The 20,003-nt window shown below is 71.1% G+C and carries 15 protein-coding genes; 5 read left to right on the top strand and 10 right to left on the bottom strand.

Going from position 1 to position 20,003, the window contains the following annotated elements; translation table 11 throughout:
• Positions 1-18: 18 nt before the first annotated feature.
• From SSP29_RS41130 to SSP29_RS41120, 3 genes are read right to left on the bottom strand one after another with little or no spacing between them, the layout of a single operon-like run.
• Positions 19-1,044: an ABC transporter permease gene (locus SSP29_RS41130; RefSeq protein ID WP_089106060.1), complete on the bottom strand. Its 1,026-nt coding sequence runs from the start codon at positions 1,042-1,044 to the stop codon at positions 19-21.
• Positions 1,037-2,551 (bottom strand): sugar ABC transporter ATP-binding protein, encoded by a 1,515-nt coding sequence (locus SSP29_RS41125; protein ID WP_089106059.1) that lies wholly within the window; start codon positions 2,549-2,551, stop codon positions 1,037-1,039. The genes SSP29_RS41130 and SSP29_RS41125 overlap by 8 nt, the downstream gene beginning before the upstream one ends.
• Positions 2,548-3,618 (bottom strand): sugar ABC transporter substrate-binding protein, encoded by a 1,071-nt coding sequence (locus SSP29_RS41120; protein ID WP_089106058.1) that lies wholly within the window; start codon positions 3,616-3,618, stop codon positions 2,548-2,550. The genes SSP29_RS41125 and SSP29_RS41120 overlap by 4 nt, the downstream gene beginning before the upstream one ends.
• Positions 3,619-3,793: 175 nt before the next feature.
• Between SSP29_RS41120 and SSP29_RS41115 the strand changes: the two genes are divergently transcribed.
• The 4 genes from SSP29_RS41115 (at position 3,794) to SSP29_RS41100 (ending at position 8,462) form a co-directional block, all read left to right on the top strand.
• Complete coding sequence (locus SSP29_RS41115; RefSeq protein ID WP_089106057.1) at positions 3,794-4,519, top strand: FadR/GntR family transcriptional regulator; 726 nt, start codon at positions 3,794-3,796, stop codon at positions 4,517-4,519.
• A 202-nt stretch (positions 4,520-4,721) separates the two neighbouring features.
• On the top strand, positions 4,722-5,837 hold the full coding sequence (locus SSP29_RS41110; RefSeq protein WP_089106056.1) for an NAD(P)-dependent alcohol dehydrogenase: 1,116 nt from the start codon (positions 4,722-4,724) through the stop codon (positions 5,835-5,837).
• 80 nt (positions 5,838-5,917) lie between these two features.
• Positions 5,918-6,898 carry a macro domain-containing protein gene (locus SSP29_RS41105; RefSeq protein WP_089106055.1) on the top strand — a complete coding sequence of 327 codons (981 nt, stop codon included), beginning with the start codon at positions 5,918-5,920 and terminating at the stop codon, positions 6,896-6,898.
• A 103-nt stretch (positions 6,899-7,001) separates the two neighbouring features.
• A complete protein-coding gene (locus tag SSP29_RS41100) occupies positions 7,002-8,462 on the top strand; it encodes an aldehyde dehydrogenase family protein (protein ID WP_089106054.1) in 1,461 nt (486 codons plus the stop codon).
• Here the strand turns inward: SSP29_RS41100 and SSP29_RS41095 are convergent.
• Positions 8,450-9,373, bottom strand: coding sequence for a helix-turn-helix domain-containing protein (locus SSP29_RS41095; protein ID WP_089106053.1), 924 nt, complete (start codon positions 9,371-9,373; stop codon positions 8,450-8,452). The genes SSP29_RS41100 and SSP29_RS41095 overlap by 13 nt on opposite strands.
• 36 nt (positions 9,374-9,409) lie before the next feature.
• Here SSP29_RS41095 and SSP29_RS41090 point away from each other — a divergent pair, with 36 nt between their 5' ends.
• Complete coding sequence (locus tag SSP29_RS41090; protein ID WP_089106052.1) at positions 9,410-10,276, top strand: SIR2 family NAD-dependent protein deacylase; 867 nt, start codon at positions 9,410-9,412, stop codon at positions 10,274-10,276.
• A 92-nt stretch (positions 10,277-10,368) separates the two neighbouring features.
• Here SSP29_RS41090 and SSP29_RS41085 read toward each other — a convergent pair whose 3' ends face one another.
• Genes SSP29_RS41085 through SSP29_RS41060 form a run of 6 tightly spaced genes read right to left on the bottom strand, consistent with a single transcriptional unit; the run spans position 10,369 to position 19,766 of the window.
• Entirely contained in the window at positions 10,369-13,386 is a 3,018-nt protein-coding gene (locus SSP29_RS41085) for an alpha-mannosidase (protein WP_089106051.1), read from the bottom strand.
• 28 nt (positions 13,387-13,414) lie between these two features.
• The gene (locus tag SSP29_RS41080; protein WP_089106050.1) at positions 13,415-15,424 is read right to left on the bottom strand and encodes an endo-beta-N-acetylglucosaminidase; all 2,010 of its coding nucleotides are present in this window, start codon (positions 15,422-15,424) and stop codon (positions 13,415-13,417) included.
• Positions 15,421-16,668 carry a glycoside hydrolase 5 family protein gene (locus SSP29_RS57315; protein ID WP_089106049.1) on the bottom strand — a complete coding sequence of 416 codons (1,248 nt, stop codon included), beginning with the start codon at positions 16,666-16,668 and terminating at the stop codon, positions 15,421-15,423. The genes SSP29_RS41080 and SSP29_RS57315 overlap by 4 nt, the downstream gene beginning before the upstream one ends.
• A 26-nt stretch (positions 16,669-16,694) precedes the next feature.
• Positions 16,695-17,582 (bottom strand): carbohydrate ABC transporter permease, encoded by an 888-nt coding sequence (locus SSP29_RS41070; RefSeq protein ID WP_089106048.1) that lies wholly within the window; start codon positions 17,580-17,582, stop codon positions 16,695-16,697.
• Complete coding sequence (locus tag SSP29_RS41065; RefSeq protein WP_089106047.1) at positions 17,579-18,466, bottom strand: carbohydrate ABC transporter permease; 888 nt, start codon at positions 18,464-18,466, stop codon at positions 17,579-17,581. Before SSP29_RS41065 ends, SSP29_RS41070 begins: the two co-directional genes overlap by 4 nt.
• Positions 18,467-18,473: 7 nt before the next feature.
• Positions 18,474-19,766, bottom strand: a complete 1,293-nt coding sequence (locus SSP29_RS41060; RefSeq protein WP_089106046.1) for an ABC transporter substrate-binding protein — start codon at positions 19,764-19,766, stop codon at positions 18,474-18,476.
• Positions 19,767-20,003 lie beyond the last annotated feature (237 nt).

Below are 20,003 nucleotides of genomic sequence, written 5' to 3'. Positions count from 1 at the left end.
GTTCTGGACGCGGGTCGATCAGTCCTGGGCCCGTCCCGTGGTGACACGGGCGATCATGAGGGCGACGAGGATGATGCCGCCGTAGATGGCCTGGATCCAGAACGACGGCACCTGCGCCAGGGTGAGCAGGTTCTGTACGACACCCAGAAGGAGTACGCCGGTCAGGGCGCCGAACATGGTGCCCTTGCCGCCGTCCAGGCTGATGCCGCCGATCACCGCCGCGGCGAACACGGTGAAGATCATGTTGTTGCCCTGGTTGGCGCTGATCGCGCCCACGTAACCGGTCTGCATGATCCCGCCGACCGAGGCGAGGACACCGGCCACCACGAACACGCCGAGCATCACGCGGTCGACGCGGATGCCGGCGGCGCGGGCCGCGTCGGCGTTGCCGCCGATGGCGTAGAGGGCACGGCCGACCCGGTGGTACCTCAGCACGAGCCCGGTGACCGCGAAGGCGACCGCGGCCAGCCACACCGACATGGGGACGCTGAGGAAGGTGGAGGTGGCCAGGGTGAAGAAGCTGTCGGGCATGCCGAACAGGGTCTTGCCCTTGGTGGCGCCGACCAGCACGCCGCGCAGCACGATCAGCATCGCGAGCGTCACGATGAACGCGTTGAGCTTGAACTTGACGACCAGGATCCCGTTGAAGGCACCGACGGCCGCGCCGACGACCAGGATCGCCACCATGGCGAGGGCGGCGGGGAGTTCGGTGCCCCAGCCGGACTCGGCCGACGGGAGCACCAGGAGGGCGCCGACGGCGGGCGCGATGCCGACGACCGACTCCAGGGAGAGGTCGAACTTGCCGGTGATCAGGACCAGCGACTCGGCGAGCACCACCATCGCGAGGGCGGCGGAGGCGCCGAGGATGGAGATCAGGTTGCGCTCGGTGAGGAACGAGTCGTTGACCACCGCGCCGAGCACCATGAGCAGCAACAGCGCGGGGACGAGGGCGAGTTCACGGGCCCGGCGCAGCAGGACGGTACGGGCCGCGCGCGGGTCCGGGGAGCGCACCGGGGTGAACACCGGGGCCTTGGTCTCAGCCATGGTCCACTCCTTCGGGCATGGAGTCCACTCCTTCTATGGAGGCGATCAGCTCGTGGTCGTGCCAGCCGGCCGGGTGTTCGGCGACGATCCGGCCGTGGAAGAGGACGAGGACGCGGTCGCAGCGGCGCAGGTCGTCGAGTTCGTCGGAGACGACCAGCACGGCGGTGCCGTCCTCACGGGCGCTGTCCACGCGGGCCAGCAGGGACTCCTTGGACTTCACGTCGACGCCCGCGGTGGGGTTGACCAGGACGAGCAGCCGGGGGTCGGAGGCGAGGGCGCGGGCCATGACGACCTTCTGCGCGTTGCCGCCGGAGAGGTCGGAGACGGGCTGTTCGGGGCCCTCGGCGTGGATGTCGAGGCGTTCGATGAGCCCGGTGGCGAAGCCGCGCTTGCGGTCGGTGCCGACGAATCCGCCGCGGCCGAGCCGGTCAAGGACGGTCATGGTGGCGTTGTCGCCGATGCTCATGCCGGAGACCAGGCCCTGTTCGTGCCGGTCCCGGGGGACGAAGCCGACGCCGGCCCTGAGCGCGGCCCGCACGTCGCCGAACGGCAGCTGTTTCTGTTGCAGTTGTGCGGTTCCGCCGGTCGGGGTACGCAACCCGGCGATGGTCTCGGCGAGTTCGATCTTCCCGCTGCCGCTGGTCCCGGCGAGGCCGACGACCTCGCCGCTGCGGACGGTGAGATCGATGCCGTCGTACGACTCCGACGTGAGCCCGCTGGTGCTGAGGACGACGGGCGCCTCGGCGGCCACCGCGTCCCGCGGCCGCTGCTCCTGCCCGGTCACCGCCTCCCCCGCCATCGCCTCCACCAGGGCGGCCCTGGGCAGGTCGGCGACGGGGGCGGTGATGATCCAGCGGGCGTCCCGGAGCACGGTGACGGTCTGGCAGACCTCGTACACCTCCTGGAGGTGGTGCGAGATGAACAGGAAGGTCACACCCGAGTCCTGGAGGGCCCGCATCCGGCTGAACAGCCGCTCGATCTCCCGGTTGTCGAGCTGGGCGGTCGGCTCGTCGAGGACGATGAACCGGGCGCCGAAGCTCAACGCGCGGGCGATCTCGACCATCTGGCGGTCCTCGACCTTGAGGTCGGCGGTGCGCGCCTCGGGGTCGACGCGGACGTCCCAGGTGTCGAGAAGCGCGGCCGCCTCGCCGCGCAGCCGGCGCCAGCTGATGAAACCCCGGTGCAGGGGCTGCCGGTTGATGAAGAGGTTCTCGGCGACCGTCAGCTCCGGTACGACGGTCGGCTTCTGGTAGACGCAGGCCACCTTGCGCCGCCAGGCATCGCGGTCGGCGAGCGGGGGCGCGGGTTCGCCGTCGAAGCGGACCGTGCCCTCGTCCGGGGCCTGGAGGCCGGTGAGGACGTTGACCAGGGTGGACTTGCCGGCGCCGTTGCGGCCGACGAGGGCGTGGGACTCGCCCGGCAGGACGGTGAGCCGGCCGTCGGCGAGGGCGACGGTGGGGCCGTACCGCTTGACGATGTCCCGGGCCTCAACGAGTGGCGTGATCATTTGACCGTGTTGCCCCACAGCTTCGGGTCGTCCACGTTGTCCTTGGTGACCAGGGGCGCCGGGAGCTGGTCCTCCAGGATCCCGCTCGCCAGCTTGACGATCGTGGAGTCGTGGTCGGTCGGACCGGGCTTGAACGTCTTCCCCTCCATCGCCGCCTTGATGTAGTACATGCCGTACTTGGCGTAGGCGTCGGCGGGCTGGGAGACGGTCGCGTCGATCTGGCCCTTGCGGATGGCGTCGAACTCCTGCGGGATGCCGTCGTTGGAGACGATCACTATGTGCCCGCTCTGCCCGGCCGTCTTGAGCATGCCCTTGGACTTCAGGGTCTGCAGGGTCGGGGCGAGGTAGACACCGCCGGCCTGCATGTAGATGCCCTTGATGTCGGGGTTGGCGTTGAGGAGGGTGCTCAGCTGGGCGGCGGCCGTGTCGGACTCCCACTTGGCGGGGATCTCCAGGACCTTGAGCTTCGGGTACTTCTGCTTCACGCAGGAGCGGAACGCCTCGGAGCGGTCCCGGCCGTTGACCGAGGCCAGGTCGCCCATGATCTGCACGACCTTGCCGCTGGTGACGTGCTGGCCGAGGTAGTCGCAGGCCTTGGTGCCGTAGGCGACGTTGTCGGCGCGCACCACCATGGCGACCTTGCCCTTGTCGGGCGCCACGTCCACGGCGACCACCGGCACGCCCTTGCGCTGGGCCTGGTCCAGGCCCGCCTCGATGGCCGCGCTGTCCAGCGGCGCGACGACCAGGCCCTTCACGCCCTGGTTGAGCTCGTTGTTGATGTCGGTGATCTGCTGCGAGGGGTCGCTGTTGGAGTTGACCGTCTTCAGCGCGTCCACGCCTTCGGACTTCGCCATCTTGGGCACGTAGTCGTTGTACGACTGCCAGAACGGCGAGGTCAGCAGGGGCAGGATCACCCCGACCTTGCCGGTGCCACCGCCCCCGGCACTGCCGCTGCCGGTGTCGTTCGTACTGCCGCAGGCGGCGAGCACGAGCGAGGCGCCGACGGCCAGGGCCGTCGCACCGGTGATCCGGGACCTGTTCCGCTTCCTCAGTGTTCTGCCGGGCATCTTGGCAGCTCCTCATCGAGCGTGTTCGAGCAGATGACGGCATACTTATCAGACCACTCAGCGGATTCAACACCCTGCAGACGCTAATTTTCCGTCGATGAGCCGTCGAACGAGCCATAGTGGTCCGACCACCTCGCTGGTTAGACTTCGGCGCACCGGCGACAGGAGGAGTGGCGTGGCGGACACCGGGGAAGCACAGAACGGCGTTGGTGCTCCGCAGAAGGGCACGGTGACGCAGCGAGCCATCGAGCGGATCAAGGCGATGATCGCGGAGGGCCGGCTGGAGCCGGGCCAGCGGCTGCCGACGGAACGGGACCTCGCCGTCCAGCTGGGCATGTCCCGCAGCTCCATGCGCGAGGCGATCCGCGCGCTGACGGTCCTGGGCGTCCTGGAGGCCCGGCACGGCTCCGGTATCTACGTCACCCAGCTGGAGGCGGGTGACCTGCTGGAGACGTTCGGTGTGGTCGCCGATCTGTCACGCGGGCCGCAGGTGGTGGAGCTGCTGGAGGTGCGGCGGGTACTGGAGTCGACGGCGACGGCGCTGGCCGCGGCGCGGATCACGCCCGACCAGCTGGCCGAGGTGGAGAAGCACCTCACGGCCATGAACGCGACGGACGATCCCGAGGAGATCCTCGCGCACGACCTCGCGTTCCATCGGGTGATCGCGGGCGCCGCGGGGAACGACACGATGGCCGCGATCCTGGAGGGGCTGTCGTCGCGGACCTTCCGGGCCCGGGTGTGGCGCGGGTACGAGGAGGAGGGGGCGTTCGCGCGGACGCGCCGGGAGCATGCGGCGATCCACCGGGCCCTGGTCGCCCGGGACCCGGAGGCGGCGAGGGCCGCGGCGGCCGCGCATGTGGGTGAGGTGGAGGAATGGCTGCGGAGTCAGCTGGGCGCCTGACAGGCCGTCCCGTGCGGTGTGCCCGGCCGGCGTCCGCCGCTACGGACGACCGGCCCCGTCCGCCCATGCTGTCGGATTCTGACCATAGGGCGTCACGATTGCGTCACCTCCCTCGCCGACCTGGCTCCTAGGTTGGGAGCGCGGCGCGGCGCCCGGGGTGATGCGCCGCCTCCCACGCATTCACCGGCAGGAAGGCGCGACCATGACCGAGACGCGAGCAGCGGTGGTCCATCCCGGCTCGGGGAGGTTCGTCTGGCAGCAGGTCCTGCTGGAGGACCCCCGGCCGGACGAGGTCCTCGTGCGTGTCGTGGCCGCGGGAATCTGCCATACCGACCTCGCTGTCCGGGACGAGAAGCTCCACACCCCGCTGCCCGCCGTCCTCGGCCACGAGGGGGCCGGTGTCGTGGAAGCCGTCGGCTCCGGAGTGACCCGGGTCGGCGTCGGTGACAAGGTGCTGCTCTCCTTCAGTTCCTGCGGCCGGTGCGAGGCCTGCGAACACGGCCATCCCGGCTACTGCGACACCTTCGTCCCGCGCAATTTCGCCGGTGCCCGGCCCGACGGCAGTACGCCGATCCGCACCGCCGACGGCACCCCGCTGGGCGGGCGCTTCTTCGGCCAGTCCTCCTTCGCCCGCCATTGCGTGGTCGACGAGCGCAGTGTCGTACCGGTCGAGGCCGGTGACGAGGACGAGTTGGCGCTGCTCGCCCCCATCGGCTGCGGTGTGCAGACCGGCGCGGGCGCCGTGCTCAACGAACTGCGTCCCGGCCCCGGAGACGCGGTCGCCGTCTTCGGCGCGGGGGCGGTGGGGCTGTCCGCGGTCATGGCAGCCGCGCTGACCCCGGCTGCCCGGGTCATCGCCGTCGACATCGTGCCCTCGCGCCTCGACCTCGCCCGGGAGTTGGGGGCGACCGATGTCGTCGACGGCGCGGAGGAGGACGTTCCCGCGCGGCTGAAGGAGATCACGGCGGGCCGGGGCGTGACCCACGCGCTGGAGAGCAGCGGCGTTCCCGCCCTGCTGCGGCAGGCCACCGACTCGCTCGCCGTTCGGGGAACCGTGGCCGTGGTCGGGGCGCCCCCGGTCGGTACCGACGGCACCTTCGACGTCAACTTCCTGCTCAACGGGCGCATTGTCCGGGGCGTCACCGAGGGCGACAGCGACCTGCTCCGCTTCGTCCCGTCCCTCGTCGGCCTGTACCGGGCGGGGCGCCTGCCCTACGACCGGATGATCCGCTTCTACTCACCCGACGAGATCAACGACGCCGCAGCCGACGCGGCGAGCGGAAAAGTCGTCAAACCGGTGCTGCGCATCCCTGCCTGACGGCGCCGCGCGCCGCCCTGCCGTCTCCTCGCCCCCCGCCAGACAGCTGCGTTCTGCCGACGTCCGTTCCGGAGCCTGCCATGCCCCTCTCCCTGTTCCCGCCCGACGGCCTTGCCGAGCCGGGTGCCCCTCGCCCGGTGCTCCCCCTGGCCGCCTACCGGGAGGCGATAGGCCTCGACGAGCCGTTCCGTCCGGCGGCGGCCCCGGCACCCGCCGACCGGCTGGACGACCAGGTGCGTACCGTGCTGCGCATGCTCAGCGCGGACCCGGCCGTGTCCCGGCTCGGGTTGCGCGCCGGTTCCCTGCTCGACCCCGGCACGGCCGACGCGGCCACCGCCCGGCGACTCCTGCGCGCCCTGCTCACGGTCCGTCCTCCCGGTCCGCTGCCCGGCGCCGCCGCCGAGCTGCTCGACGCCGTCCTCGGTGCGGAACGCCGGCTGCGGCCCACCGTCGCGGTCCGGCGACTTCCCTCGATCGCCGAGGAGTTCCCCCGAACCTCGTACCGGGCGGCGCGGCACACCGCGCTGTGGCGGGGCGACCTCACCACGCTCGCGGCGGACGCGATCGTCAACGCCGCGAACAGCGCCCTGCTCGGCTGCTTCCGGCCGCTCCATCCCTGTATCGACAACGCCATCCACAGCGCCGCCGGCCCTCGGCTGCGGGACGACTGCGAGACCGTCATGGCGCTCCAGGGCACCGCCGAGCCCACGGGAACCGCCAAGATCACCCGGGGACACCACCTGCCCGCGCGTCACGTCCTGCACACCGTCGGCCCGATCACCGACGGCAGGCCCCGTACCGGGGACGCGGTGGCGCTGGCCGCTTCCTACCGAGCCTGCCTCGACCTCGCCGCCGAGGTGGGGACGATCCGCACCCTGGCCTTCTGCGCCGTGAGCACCGGCGTCTTCGGGTACCCCAAGGACGAGGCCGCCCGGGTCGCCCTGCGCACCGTCGCCGACTGGCTCGCCGCACACCCCGACCGGTTCGACCGGATCGTGTTCACCGTGTTCAAGGCCGACGACGAGACGGCCTACCGCAGAGCCCTCGGCACAGCCGCCTGACCCGCACCCCGGCCGGTCGTCGGCCGTCGGCCCCGGCCTGGGCTCCCCGGCCGCCCGTGGCTGCCGTGCACCTCCCGCACCCCCGTACCGAAGGAAACTCACCATGCCCGTCACCCGTGACATGCTGATCGACGGCAAGGACGTGCCAGCCCTCTCCGGCCGTACCACCCAGGACATGGACCCCTACACGGCCGAGGTCTACGCGACCGTTCCGGCGGCCGGCCCGGAGGACGTGACGCGGGCGGTGGACGCCGCGGACGCGGCCTTCGCGCAGTGGGCGGCGGGCACCCCGTTCGCCCGCAGGGCGGTCTTCCTCAAAGCCGCCGACCTGCTGGACTCCAGGACCGAGCAGGTCGTCGAGACCATGGCCCGCGAGGCGGGCGGAACGCGCCCCTGGGCGCACTTCAACGCGCGCCTCGGGGCCGACATCCTGCGCGAGGCGGCCGCCGCGGTCACCGCGCCGCGTGGCGAGGTCCTCAGTGCCCAGGAGGAGGGCGTGCTGGGGCTGGCCGTGCGCGAACCGCTGGGCGTGGTGGCGGCGTTCGCGCCGTGGAACGCTCCGGTCATCCTCGGTATGCGGGCCGTCGCGGGTCCTCTGGCGGCGGGCAACACGGTGGTCGTCAAGCCGAGCGAGGACGCGCCCATCGCCTGCGGACTGCTCATCGCCGACGTGCTGCGCGAAGCGGGTCTGCCCGACGGGGTTCTCAATGTGGTCACGAACGACCGCGAGGACGCCGCCCGGATCGCGGAGACGCTGATAGCGGATCCCCGGGTGCGTGCCGTGAACTTCACCGGCTCCACGAACGTCGGCCGCATCATCGGCATGCACGCGGCCGACCATGTGAAGCCGGCCGTCCTCGAACTGGGCGGCAAGAACGCGGTGATCGTCCTCGCCGACGCCGACGTGGACTACGCCGTCGACGCCGTGACGTTCAGCGTGTTCATGAACTCGGGCCAGATCTGCATGTCGGCCGACCGCGTCCTCGTGCACGCCTCGCTCGCCGAGGAGTTCAAGGAGAAGTTCACCGCGAAGGCCGCCGCGCTCCGGGCCGGTGACCCGGGCCACCCGCAGACGGTCGTGGGCCCGCTGGTCAGCCCGTCCGCGGCGAGGCGCGTCGCGGGTCTGGTCCGGGACGCGGTCGCCGCGGGTGCCACCGTGCTCACGGGCGGCGGCCGGCCGGAGGGCACCGTGCATCCGGCGACCGTGCTGACCGACGTGCCCAGGAGCGCCGAGCTCTACTACGCGGAGGCCTTCGGTCCGGTGTGTGTCGTCGAGACGTTCACCGACGACGACACCGCGATCGCTCTCGCCAACGACACCGAGAACGGTCTGACCTGCGGCATCATCACCGAGAACGCGACCCACGGCCTGGCCGTCGCGCGCCGCGTCCGCACCGGGATCGTGCACATCAACGACCAGTCCGTGGCGGACGAGCCGCACGCGCCCTTCGGCGGCGTCAAGGCCTCCGGATACGGCCGGTTCGGCGGGCGGTGGGGCATCGAGGCGTTCTCCAACACCCGTTGGGTGACCGTCGCGGCCCGGCAGGCCCGCTACCCGTTCTGACCGTCCGTCGGTTCATGAGGGGCCTGGCGACCGCGGACTGTGTCGCGGAAGTCGATCGGGGACCGGCCGACCCGGTGCAGGAAGTACTTGTTGAACTGGGAGGGGTTCACGAAACCGAGCTGGTCCGAGATCTGGGCGGCGGTCCGGTCGCTGTGCGCCAGCAGGCGCTTGGCCTCCAGTACGACGCGGCGGTCGACGAACTCCTTCGCGCTCAGCCCGGCGCTGTTCAGCGTGGCCCGGGCCAGCGTGCGTGCCGAATAGCCGAGGATCCGGGCGTAGTCCTCCACCCGCCGGGTGCGGGTGAAGTTCCGCTCGACGACGTCACGGAAGCGGAGATAGGTCTCGTCGGGCTCCGGTGCGGGGCCGCCGGCCGGAACCGTCAGATGGGCCAGCCGCAGCACCAGCACCGCCAGCAGGTGGCGCAGGGCCGCCGTGTGCGCCTCCAGCGGCAGCTGCCCGAACGCCTGGAACTCGTGCTTCAGATGCCCGGCGGCCAGCTCAAGCGCCTGTGCGTCGTCGGGGCCCGGGGTGGCGACGACGGGCGCGTACGGGTCGTCGACCCGGGCGGCCGCCGCGGTGGCGGCGTCCAGCATGTCCTGCTGGAACAGGATCAGCGCGCCGTCCGCGTTCGTGAGGTCCCCCCACTGCTGCACCCGCCCGGGACGGACCCACAGCCAGGAACCCGGCCGCAGGGTGTAGCCCGTGAAGTCCACGGTCTGCCGGTGTTCGCCCGAGGTGAGGGTGAGCAGTTGGTGGAAGTCGGGACGCTGGGGCCGGGCGAGGGCGGGCTGTGACACGCGGCTGCGCAGCTCGGCCAGCGACATGACCTCGGCACCCGCGGGAGTACCCACAGGTGCGGCGAACGGAAGCTCGGGGATCTCCCGCGGGGCGGCGTGTCGTTTTTTGACCATCAGGTCTTCAGGCTAACCGGAAGGAACCGAGGAATCGTGAGTTCCACGAGCAACACCCACACCTCCGCGCCGCACGCGGTCGGGACACTGCGTTCCTGGCTGGGAGAGGCCGACCGGGTCCTGGTCGCGGCGGGCGCCGGGCTCAGCGCGGCCGCCGGCTTCGACTACGGGGACGCCGAGCGTTTCCGCGAGTTGCTGCCGGCGCTGCACCGGCTGGGGCTGCGGTCGCGCTATCTGCTGGGCGTCCCGCTGCCTGCGGACATGATGTGGGGCTACTGGGCCGTCCACATCGACGACATCCGCCACGGTCCCGGCCCCAACGACCTCTACCAGCGGCTGCGGGCACTGGTCGGCGACCGCGACCACTGGGTCATGACGTCGAACGTCGACGCACTCTTCGCCCGCAACGGCTTCGCCGCGGACCGGGTCTTCACCCCCCAGGGCGACTACGGCCGCCTGCAGTGCACGGTTCCCTGCACACGTGAGACCTGGCCGAGCAAGCCGTACTTCGACCGGATCCTCGCGGTGTACGACCGTGAGAGCGGGCGAGTGACCGACCCGGCCGCGCTGCCGCAGTGCCCACGCTGCGGTGCCGCCGTCTTTCCCAATGTCCGGGTCGGCCCCGAGTTCGTCGACGACCCCTACCTTCCCGCGGGGCGACGGCTGTCCGAGTGGCTCGGCGCGGTGCCCGCGGACAGCAGGCTGCTCGTCCTGGAGACGGGCGCCGGCTTCAACACCCCGGGGGTGATCCGGCTGCCGATGGAGAACCTGGTGCGCCGTACCCCGCGGGCCCGGCTCGTGCGGGTGAACCCCGATCATCCCGAGGTGCCGTCCGACCTCGGCGACCGAGCGCTGTCCCTGCCCTGCGGAGCCGGCCCGGTCCTTGACGCACTCGTCCCCTGAGGTGCGGGGCCGCCGGGAAGGAGAGACCGGCGGCCGAAGGCGGGTTCGGAGCGCACGGCCGGCAGTCCCGGTCGGCCGTGCGCTCCGCCGCCTCAGGCCCGCCGGAACCGCAGGGTCATCAGCTCGAAGGGCCGCAGCCGCAGCGACACCGCGCCGCCCGTCCGGCCCGGGGCCGGTGTGCCGGACGGCCGCTCCAGGAGATCGGTCACCGTCACGTCCGCCACCTCGAAGCCCGCCGTCAGCGTGGCACGCGCCCGGCCGCCGTGGGCCTCGTGGAACCGGACCACCAGGTCGCCGCTGCCGTCGTCGGCCAGCTTCACCGCCGTGACGACGACCGCGTCGTTGTCGACCGTCACCAGCGGGGCGACCTCGTGGGCGCCGGTGACCCTCCGCTCCGGCAGATTGATCCGCCAGCCCTCGCGCACCGCGTCGCCGATCCCCGCGCCCGGTACGAGTGCGTGCCGGAAGCGGTGGATGCCCTGGTCGGTCTCGGGGTCGGGGAAGCGGGGCGCGCGCAGCAGCGAGACCCGGACCGTGGTCGTGGTACCCCGGTCGCCGTCCGTGCGGACCTTGCGGGTCACGTCGTGGCCGTACGTCGAGTCGTTGACGACCGCCACGCCCCAGCCCGGTTCCTCCAGTTGGACGAAGCGGTGGTTGCAGGCCTCGAACTTGGCCCACTCCCAGGAGGTGTTGGTGTGGGTGGGGCGGTGGAAGTGCCCGAACTGGGTCTCGGACGCGTACCGCTCGGCGTGCAGGTCGAGCGGGAAAGCCAGCTTCAGGAACTTCTCGGTCTCGTGCCAGTCGACCTCCGTGTCGATCAGCAGGCGGCGCTCCCCGGGCGGCAGCGACAGCACCTGGGTGACCCGGGAGGAGCCGAAGGACCGTACGACCCGCACGGACCGGCCGTCCGCGCCGGCCGTCAGCTCGTCGGTGTCCGTGAGGTCGGTGACCGCGTTGCGGTAGAAGGCGTCGACGTCCCAGGCGTCCCACATGTTGGGGAAGTCCGGGTGGAGCTGGAGCAGGTTGGCGGCCGTGCCGGGGGCGATGGTCTCGCGGTCGGCGTCGAGGTCGTAGGCGGACACGACAAGACCCCGGGCGTCGATCTCGATGCGCAGAAGGCCGTTGGCGAGGACGTGTCCGCCTTCGGGCCGGTCCGAGACCGTCACCTCTCCGAACGGCTGTTCCGGCCCCGCGCCCCCGGCGGGGACTCCGCCCCGGCCGTGCGGCGCCGCGTTGAACAGCAACGGCCGGTCGCCCTCCCCCGCCAGCGCCCGCTGGGCCGCGTCGACGATGCCGTCGAGTTCGGCCGCGATCCGCTGGTACGTCGCCCTGGCCTCCCGGTGCACCCAGGCGATCGACGAGCCCGGCAGGATGTCGTGGAACTGGTGGAGCAGGACCGTCTTCCAGATCCGGTCCAAGTCCTCGTAGGGGTACGGGAATCCGGTGCGCACCGCGGCCGTCGCGGCCCACAGTTCGGCCTCCCTCAGGAGGTGTTCGCTGCGCCGGTTGCCCTGCTTGGTCTTCGCCTGGCTGGTGAGGGTCGCCCTGTGCAGTTCGAGATAGAGCTCGCCGACCCACACGGGCGGGTCGGGGTATTCGGCCTCGGCCTTGGCGAAGAAGTCGGCCGGGGTCTCCCAGACGACGGCCGCCGAGCCCTCCAGACTGCGCAGCCGGGCCGCCTTGGCGACCATCTCGCGGGTCGTGCCGCCGCCGCCGTCGCCCCAGCCGGTCGGCGCGAGGGAGTGCCTGGCGCGGCCCTTGTCCTTGAAGTTGCGGGCCGCGTGGGCGAGTTCGCTGCCCGTCATGGAGCAGTTGTAGGTGTCGACGGGCGGGAAGTGGGTGAAGATCCGGGTGCCGTCGATGCCCTCCCACTGGAAGGTGTGGTGCGGGAACCTGTTCGTCTGGGACCAGGAGATCTTCTGGGTGAGGAGCCGTGTCGAGCCCGCCGCCCTGATGATCTGCGGGAGCCCGGCGGCGAAGCCGAAGGTGTCGGGCAGCCAGGCCTCGTCGTTCTCGATGCCGAACTCGTCGAGGAAGAACCGCTTGCCGTGCACGAACTGACGGGCCATCGCCTCCGAACCGGGCATGTTGGTGTCCGACTCCACCCACATCCCGCCCGCCGGCACGAACCGCCCCTCCGCGACGGCCTTCTTCACCCGCGCCCAGACCTCGGGCCGGTGCTCCTTCACCCACGCCCACTGCTGGGCCTGGGACATGGCGAACACGAAGTCGGGCTCGTCCTCGATGAGGGCGGTCATGTTGGCGGTGGTGCGGGCGACCTTGCGCACAGTCTCACGCAGCGGCCACAGCCACGCCGAGTCGATGTGCGCGTGCCCGACCGCGCTGATCCGGTGGGCGGAGTGCGCGGCGGGGACGGCGAGGACCTCGGCGAGACACGAACGCGCCCGGGCCGCCGTGCCGCCCACGTCCTGGAGGTCGACGGCGTCCAGGGCCCGCTCGACAGCGCGCAGGATCTCGTACCGGCGCTGTGCGTCGGCCGGCAGCTCCGCCATCAGCTCGCCGAGCACCTCCAGGTCGGTCACCAGCTGCCACACGGTCTCGTCGAAGACTGCGAGGTCCATCCGGGTGAGCGTGTACTGCGGCTCGTGTCCGGCGGTGTCCTTGTCACCGAGCCAGGTGGGCCGGAAGGGGTGGTAGTCGAGGATCACGGGGTTGGAGGCGGCCTCGACGTGCAGCCGTACCTCCTCGCCGCCCGCCACGGGGGCGCCGACGCGGACCCACTGGTTGCGCGGGTTGAGGCCCTTCACCGGCGTGCCGTCGGGCCGGTAGACGAGACCCTCGCACTGGAAGCCGGGCATGTTCTCGTCGAAGCCGAGGTCGAGGAGGGCCTCCACGGTCCGGCCGGCCCACTCGGCGGGCACGGTCCCGGTGACCCGGAACCAGCTGGTGCCCCACGGAGCACCCCACCGGGCGCCCACCGCGATCGGCTCGGGCTCGGCCGCGAGCCCCTCGGCGACCGGCACGGGCTCGCCGGGCGCGTGCCACACCGCGACGTCGAGCGGCACGGACTCGGGGTACACGGCGGGACGGATGCGCTCGTCGAGGACGCGCTTGAGGCGGGCTTCGATCAGGCTGCGGTCGTCATGCATGTGGGGTGCTCCGTTTGTTCGTTACCGGTTACCAGGTGTGCGTGACGGTCACGGGGTCCGACGAGGTGTACAGCTCCCCTACGGCACGCACTTCGAACCGTGCCGTCGCCTCACCCTGCTCCGGCTGGAGACCGGTCAGGAAATAGGCCTGCTGGCCGGTGGCGCCGAGGAAGCGCCGGGTGCCGTCCGCCAGCAGCCGGTGCAGGGTGTAGTACCGCACGGCGCCGGGCGCGGCGTCCCAGGCGAGGCGCAGGCTGCCGCCGTCGGCCGCGGTGATCTGAGGGTCGGCGGGAGCGGCGGGGGTGCTCGGCGCCTCCCGTACGGCGATCGCGCCGAGCCGCCACTGGACGGGCCCTTCGGTCACGGTGAGGCGGACGCCTAGGGCGTGGACGGTGCCGGAGAGACCGGTCAGCGGCACGGTCGCGGTCAACCAGCCGTCGCCCGGGTCCACCGGCAGATAGGTGTACGGCGGTGCCGCACCGGCGCCGGTCGGCTCGTCGGTGGCCACGGCCAGCTCGACGTCCACGCCTCCGGAGTCGGTCCGGTAGGTCAGCTCGACCACCGTCTGTGCCGTGATCGGGAGCTGGGTCGCGTAGAGGTCCAGGACCACGGGCTGGTCCAGCGCACCGTTGACCAGCACGCTGCTGCCGCCCCGCCAGGCATCCGCGAAGTCGAAGGTCACGGCCGGCCTGGTGCCCGCCGTCCGGACCGCCCACCGCCGCGACGGCAGCCGGTCCTGCAGGCCGAGGTGGTTCCAGGCCGTGTCCGAGGTGATCTCGCCGTCCTCGTACCAGCGCAGTCCGTGCCCGGTGTTGAAGACGCTCGCGAACGGCACCGCCGTCACCGTCGACCGGTCCGCCACCGACACCGCGGGCGCCCGCCAGGGGTCCGTGCTGTCGGGCTGGGACGGGTCCAGTGACCGCCCGGTCCAGAACCGGTCGTCGGCGGCGTGGAAGTCGCCGGGGGTACGGCTCGCGGGGAGGTGGTTGCGGGTCCACTCGGGCCGGTAGAAGCCGATGGACGTGATGTGCGCCGAGCCGCTGGGCACCATCGCGTCCCAGTTCACGGAGGTGTTGGAGCCGTTGGACTCGACGTCGACCCCGGCCCACAACTCGTAGCGGCTGCGCCCGAGTTGGACCGCCTTCGTGCCGGAGGAGGCGAGGGTCGAGGAGCTCCACCGGAAGTCGACGAACATGTCGTCGGCGGTCTGGAAGAAGGCCTGGTTCTGGCTGTTGAGCGCGCCCTGCCAGCTGACCGTGCCGTTGACGGTCATCGCGTCGTACCAGGTGACCCGCTGTCCCCGGGCCGCCGCGAGGGACTTGAGCTCGGTGACGAAGCCGAGCATGGCGGTGCCGAGGGCGGTGTTGCCGCCGCTGGTCTCGGCGTTCACGAACCAGCCGTCGAAGCCGTAGGCGGCGGCCAGGGCGACGAGCTGGGCCGCAAGGGGGTAGTGCCCGGTGGTGTCCGTCTGGGCCAGGTCGCGGGTCCACTGGAGCTGGCCGCCGTAGGCGGTGGGCGGCAGGAAGATGTTGCCGAGGACGGGGACGCCGTGCCGGTGGGCCGCGTCGACGATCGGCGCGTTCGGGGCGAGGATCAGCCCCTCTCCCGCCGAGCCGCCCCAGAAGACCAGTTCGTCGAGGTACGCCCAGTGGGTGAGGGCGTAGTAGTCGGCGGAGGCCGAGCCCTGGGAGGGGTTGCTCGACGTCGGCCCGAAGGACACCAGGGCCTGGACGCGGGCCTGCCCGGAGCGGGCGGTGGTGTTGGCGGGGGTCGGGGTGAAGCGGGCGGCGAGCGGCACGGAGGCGGCGTTGAAGGCGAGGTCGGTGTCGTCGGCCGCCGTCCAGGCCTTCAGGCTGCGCCAGGTGATGCCGGTGCCCGGGCTGCCGGAGGGGAACGAGTCCGGGTAGAAGTAGGACGCGTAGGGCGGGGTGGCCGTGGTGGCGGCCGCGGTGGCCTTCGAGGTGGCGGCCAGGGCGGGGGTGGGTAAAAAGGCGGCCGCGGTGGCGGCGATGAGGACGGTGCGTCTGCTGGGGTTCACGAGCGGGTGCCTCCTTGTGGGGTGGGGAGAACCTGGTCGGGGGTGACGACTTCGGTGATGCCGCGCGCGGTGAGATGGTCCCGGTCGGCCGCGCGCGTGTCGAGGACGGTGGTGGGGCGGGCGCCGTCGGCGGCGAGCCGGAACCAGGCGTCGAAGACGCGTCCGCCGGGCGCGCTTCGGGAGCGCAGGGCCGGGTCGGCGGGCACGACGAGCGCCGTGCTGCGCGTCGTCGCCGTCCTGGACTCGACCGCCGCGAGGACGTGGGCGATGTCCTTGGGCTTGCGGTCGTTGGTCAACAGGCCGAGCCCGTATTCGAGTTCGGGGAAGTCGGCGAGGCTCCGGCTGACGTCGTGGGAGCACCACCAGGTGATGCCCCACAGGTCGGGGCAGTCCAGTACGGCGGTGATCGTCGCCTCGGCGAAGGCGGCCGCGTGCTCGGCGGGGATCAGCGGCGCGGGCGCGCCCACCTCCTGGAGCCAGACGGGCCGGTGCGCGTCCTCGGCCCAGGCCTTGCTCAACTCCACCAGGTACGCGGCGTGTTGCTCGGTCTGGAGGGCGGTGCGGCCGTGGCGCTGGGCGGTGCCGTCGAACACCCAGGAGTGCACGGCGGTGACCTCGCCGAGACGGGCCGAGTGGGCGGGGGTGAAGGGCTGGTCGTCCTGGTACCAGGCGGCGTCGTAGGAGGCGTGCAGGTGCAGCCCGCCGGGGGCGCCCTCGGCGCAGGCGGCCAGCAGACGTACGAGCCACTGTCCGGCCTGCGCCTCGCTGATCCGGTCCGGATCGGGATGCGGTCCTGCGGCGAACTGGTTGACCTCGTTGCCGATGGTCATCCCGATGAAGTTGGGCCGGTCCGCCAGGGCCGCGGCGAGGGTGCGCAGATAGGCGGCCTCACCCTCGACGACCTGCGGGTCGGTGAAGAGGTTGCGCCGGTGCCAGGTGCGGGTCCAGGCGGGCAGGAAGTCGAAACTGCTCAGATGCCCCTGCAGACCGTCGACGTTGACGTCCAGGCCGCGTTCGGCGGCCGCGTCGGCGAGGGCGAGGAGCTGCTCGACGGCACGGGGGCGGATCAGGGTGCGGTCGGGCTGGAAGTAGGGCCACAGCGGGAAGACCCGGATGTGGTCCAGGCCGAGCGCGGCGATCGAGTCGAGGTCGGCACGTACGGAGTCGAGGTCGAAGTCGAGCCAGTGGTGGAACCACCCTTCGCTGGGGGTGTAGTTGACGCCGAAGCGCACGGCAGGAGGCATGCGGTCTCCTCGCGGGAACGGGGCGTTCAGCCTTTGACGGCGCCTTCGCCGACCCCGCGGAAGAAGTACCGCTGGAGGCAGGCGAACAGGGCGATGAGCGGGGCCACGGCGATCACGGTGCCGGCGGCGACGAGGCGTTCGTCGTTGGCGAAGGTGCCGTGCAGGTAGTTGAGGCCGATGGTGAGCGTGAACCTGGAGGGGTCGCTGAGCACGATGAGCGGCCACAGGAAGTCGTCCCAGGCGCCCATGAAGGCGAAGATCGCGACGACGGCGAGAGCGCCCTTCACCGACGGCAGGGCGATCCGCAGGAACCGCTGCCAGGCGTCGGCGCCGTCGACGTAGGCCGCCTCCTCGATCTCGTACGGCAGGTTGAGGAAGGCGTTGCGCATCAGCAGCACGTTCATGGCGCTGATCGAGCCGGGCAGGACGACGCCGATCAGGGTGTTGTTCAGGCCTAGTTCGCGCATGGTGGTGAACTGGGCGATGATGATGCCCTCCACCGGCACCAGCATCGCGAGGATGAACACGAGGGTGGCGATCCGGCGGCCGCGGTAGCGCAGCCGGGCCAGGGCGTATCCGGCGAGCGCCGAGCCGACGCAGTTGGTGACGACGTTCGCGCCCGCGACCTTCAGCGAGTTGAGGGCGTAGTCCCAGACGGGGATGGTGTCAGCGACCCGCCGGTAGTTGTGCAGGGTGGGGTGTTCCGGCAGGAGGCTGGGCGGCGAGCTGAAGATGTCCTCGGTCGGGCCCTTGAGCGAGGTGGACAGCTGCCACAGGAACGGCCCGACGGTGACGGCCAGGACGACCAGCAGCAGTACGTACCGCAGGGCCAGTTCGCCGAAGCGGATGCGGCGCCCGTGCTCGTCGGTGAACCGGGACTCCTTGGCCGCGCGCACGGGCGGGGCGGTGCTCATGGGCGGTCCCTGCGGTCGGCGCGCAGCACGAGGAGCATCAACGCGACGGTGACGACGAAGACGACGACGGAGAGCGCCGAGGCGTAGCCGACGCGGCCGGTGAGTCCGGTGCCGGTCTGCTGGACGAGCATCACGAGGGTGGTGTCCTCGCCGGCCGGGCCGCCGTCCGGGCCTGCCAGCAGGTAGACCTCGGAGAACGTCTTGAAGGCGGCGACCGAGGAGAGCGCGGCGACCAGGACCATCGTGGAGCGCACGGCGGGCACGGTGACGGTGAGGAAGCGGCGGACCGCTCCGGCACCGTCCACGGCGGCGGCCTCGTGCAGTTCGCGCGGCACGCCGGCGAGCGCCGCCAGATAGATGATCATGTAGTAGCCGAGGCCCTTCCAGACCGTGACCGCCATCGCGCTCAGCAGGAGCAGCCACTGGTCGCTGAGGAAGCCGACCCGGCCGATCCCGACGGTCTCCAGCAGCGAGTTGACCAGGCCGCGTTCGTCGAGGAGCCACACCCAGATGAGCCCCACCACGACGATCGAGGCGACGACCGGGGTGTAGAAGGCGGACCGGAAGAAGGTGATGCCGGGGATGTTCTTCTGCACCAGCAGGGCGAGCAGCAGGGGCAGGACGACGAGGGCGGGCACCACCCCGACGATGTACAGGGTGCTGTTGCGCAGGCCGGTCCAGAACATGTCGTCGTGGATCAGTTCACGGAAGTTGGCGAGGCCGACGAAGCGGCCCGGGATCAGGGTGCGGCGGTCGGTGAAGGAGTTGACCACCGTCGTCACGAACGGGTAGAGCACGAAGGCACCGACGACCAGCAGCCCGGGGGCGGCGAACAACCAGGGGCTGGTGGGCAGTTGGCGCCGCACGCGAGTCACGCCGGCCATCGGTTCGTCAGCCCTCCTGCCGGAGCAGCCGGTCGCAGGCCTTGACAGCGTTGTCGAGGGCCGTCTTGGGGCTCTCCCTGCCCTGCAGCGTCTTGGCCACCTCGTTGCGCAGCGCGGTCTTCATCTGGTCGCTGAACAGGACGGGCGTGTAGTTGACCGCGTTCTTCAGCGACTTGGCGGCGGCGATGCGCACCCGGGTCTCGTCGGTGCCGTCCTCCTTGGTGAAGTACGGGTCGTCGAGGGAGCCGGCGGTGCTCGGGAAGATGGCGACCTTCTTGGCGAAGGACATCTGGTTCTGCGCGTCGGTCACGAAGTGCGCGAAGGCGACGGACGCCGCGGTGTGCTTGGTCCGGGAGTTGACCATCACGCCCATCACGTACATGTTGACGTGCCCGGTGCTGGTGATCTGGTCGGTGATGCCGATGTTCTTGTACAGGCCCGGCGCCTGCTTCTTGAAGTTGTCGAGGTCGAGGGCGCTGCCGGGGTTCATGGCGACGGCCCCGGTGAGGAACTTCTTGCCGGTGGACTCGGGGGTGGCGGTCAGCGCCTGCGGGTCGAGCGCCTTGGCGTCGTACAACTCCTTGTACTTGGTGAGCAGTTCGACCCCCTTTGCATCGTTGAAGGCGAACCCGGTGCCCGCCTTGTTCATCAGCTGCGAGCCGTACCGCCCGAAGTCCTCGATGGTCGGCACGTTGGCGAGGGTGGCGACCTTCCCGTTGCTGTGCTGCGCCATCTTCAGGGCGTCGGCGAAGAGTTCGTCGTACGTCTTCGGCGGCTGGTCCGGGTCGAGCCCGGCCTGCTTGAACAGGGTCTTGTTGTAGAACAGCGGTCCGGTGTTCAGGTACCAGGGGAAGGCGTACGTCCCGCTCGTCCCCGGTATCTGATGGCTGGCCCACGCCCCCGCCAGGTACTCGGACCTGTACTTGCCCGCCGCCTTGTCGAGGTCGAGGGCGAGGCCCGCCTTGGCGAGCGGGGCGACCAGGTCCGGGGAGACGTTGACGACGTCGGGGAGCGTGCCGCCGGCCGCGTCCGCGCTGATCTTGTCGGCGTAGCCCTCGGCCGGCTGGTCGATCCACTTCACATGGGTGCCCGGGTACTTCTTCTCGAAGTCCGCGACCAGGCCGTCGAAGTACGACTTGAAGTTGGCGCGCAGGTTCCAGGTCTGGAAGGTGATGTCGCCCTCGACCTTGCCCGAGGCGTCGGTGGAACCGCCGTCGTCCCCGCCGGAACCGCAGGCGCTCAGCGGCAGGGCGAGGACGGCGGCAGCGGCGAGGGCGAAGGCTCTGCGGGAGATACGCATGGTCCGTTGCTCCTTTGCAGCGGGGTCGGCCGAAGGTGCCGCGCCAGACCTTGCACGCCGTGTCCGCACCACGTCAATGGATTCGGCGGAGCTAAAGTCATTAGTGACTCAAAGTCCCTGCTCAGAAGGGTGTTACGAGCGTATTGCGGTCGATCACTAATACGCTTTAGGGTGTTTGGACTCAAGCGCATTAGCAGATCACCGTCCAGACCGAATGAGGAAGTGAGTTGGCGGAGA

Origin of the sequence: Streptomyces hyaluromycini, from assembly GCF_002217755.1 — a bacterium.
Classification (GTDB): Bacteria; Actinomycetota; Actinomycetes; order Streptomycetales; family Streptomycetaceae; genus Streptomyces; species Streptomyces hyaluromycini.
Note: the sequence above shows the minus strand (reverse complement) of the source record. Positions and strands in the feature narration are given on the sequence as shown.

Excerpts from the sequence above, each read along its gene's own strand:
- SSP29_RS41120 (WP_089106058.1), bottom strand. The coding sequence starts at position 3,618 with ATGCCCGGCAGAACACTGAGGAAGCGGAACAGGTCCCGGATCACCGGT.
- SSP29_RS41125 (WP_089106059.1), bottom strand. The coding sequence starts at position 2,551 with ATGATCACGCCACTCGTTGAGGCCCGGGACATCGTCAAGCGGTACGGC.
- SSP29_RS41130 (WP_089106060.1), bottom strand. The coding sequence starts at position 1,044 with ATGGCTGAGACCAAGGCCCCGGTGTTCACCCCGGTGCGCTCCCCGGAC.
- SSP29_RS57315 (WP_089106049.1), bottom strand. The coding sequence starts at position 16,668 with ATGCCTCCTGCCGTGCGCTTCGGCGTCAACTACACCCCCAGCGAAGGG.
- SSP29_RS41070 (WP_089106048.1), bottom strand. The coding sequence starts at position 17,582 with ATGAGCACCGCCCCGCCCGTGCGCGCGGCCAAGGAGTCCCGGTTCACC.
- SSP29_RS41065 (WP_089106047.1), bottom strand. The coding sequence starts at position 18,466 with ATGGCCGGCGTGACTCGCGTGCGGCGCCAACTGCCCACCAGCCCCTGG.
- SSP29_RS41105 (WP_089106055.1), top strand. The coding sequence starts at position 5,918 with ATGCCCCTCTCCCTGTTCCCGCCCGACGGCCTTGCCGAGCCGGGTGCC.
- SSP29_RS41100 (WP_089106054.1), top strand. The coding sequence starts at position 7,002 with ATGCCCGTCACCCGTGACATGCTGATCGACGGCAAGGACGTGCCAGCC.
- SSP29_RS41060 (WP_089106046.1), bottom strand. The coding sequence starts at position 19,766 with ATGCGTATCTCCCGCAGAGCCTTCGCCCTCGCCGCTGCCGCCGTCCTC.
- SSP29_RS41095 (WP_089106053.1), bottom strand. The coding sequence starts at position 9,373 with ATGGTCAAAAAACGACACGCCGCCCCGCGGGAGATCCCCGAGCTTCCG.
- SSP29_RS41085 (WP_089106051.1), bottom strand. The coding sequence starts at position 13,386 with ATGCATGACGACCGCAGCCTGATCGAAGCCCGCCTCAAGCGCGTCCTC.
- SSP29_RS41110 (WP_089106056.1), top strand. The coding sequence starts at position 4,722 with ATGACCGAGACGCGAGCAGCGGTGGTCCATCCCGGCTCGGGGAGGTTC.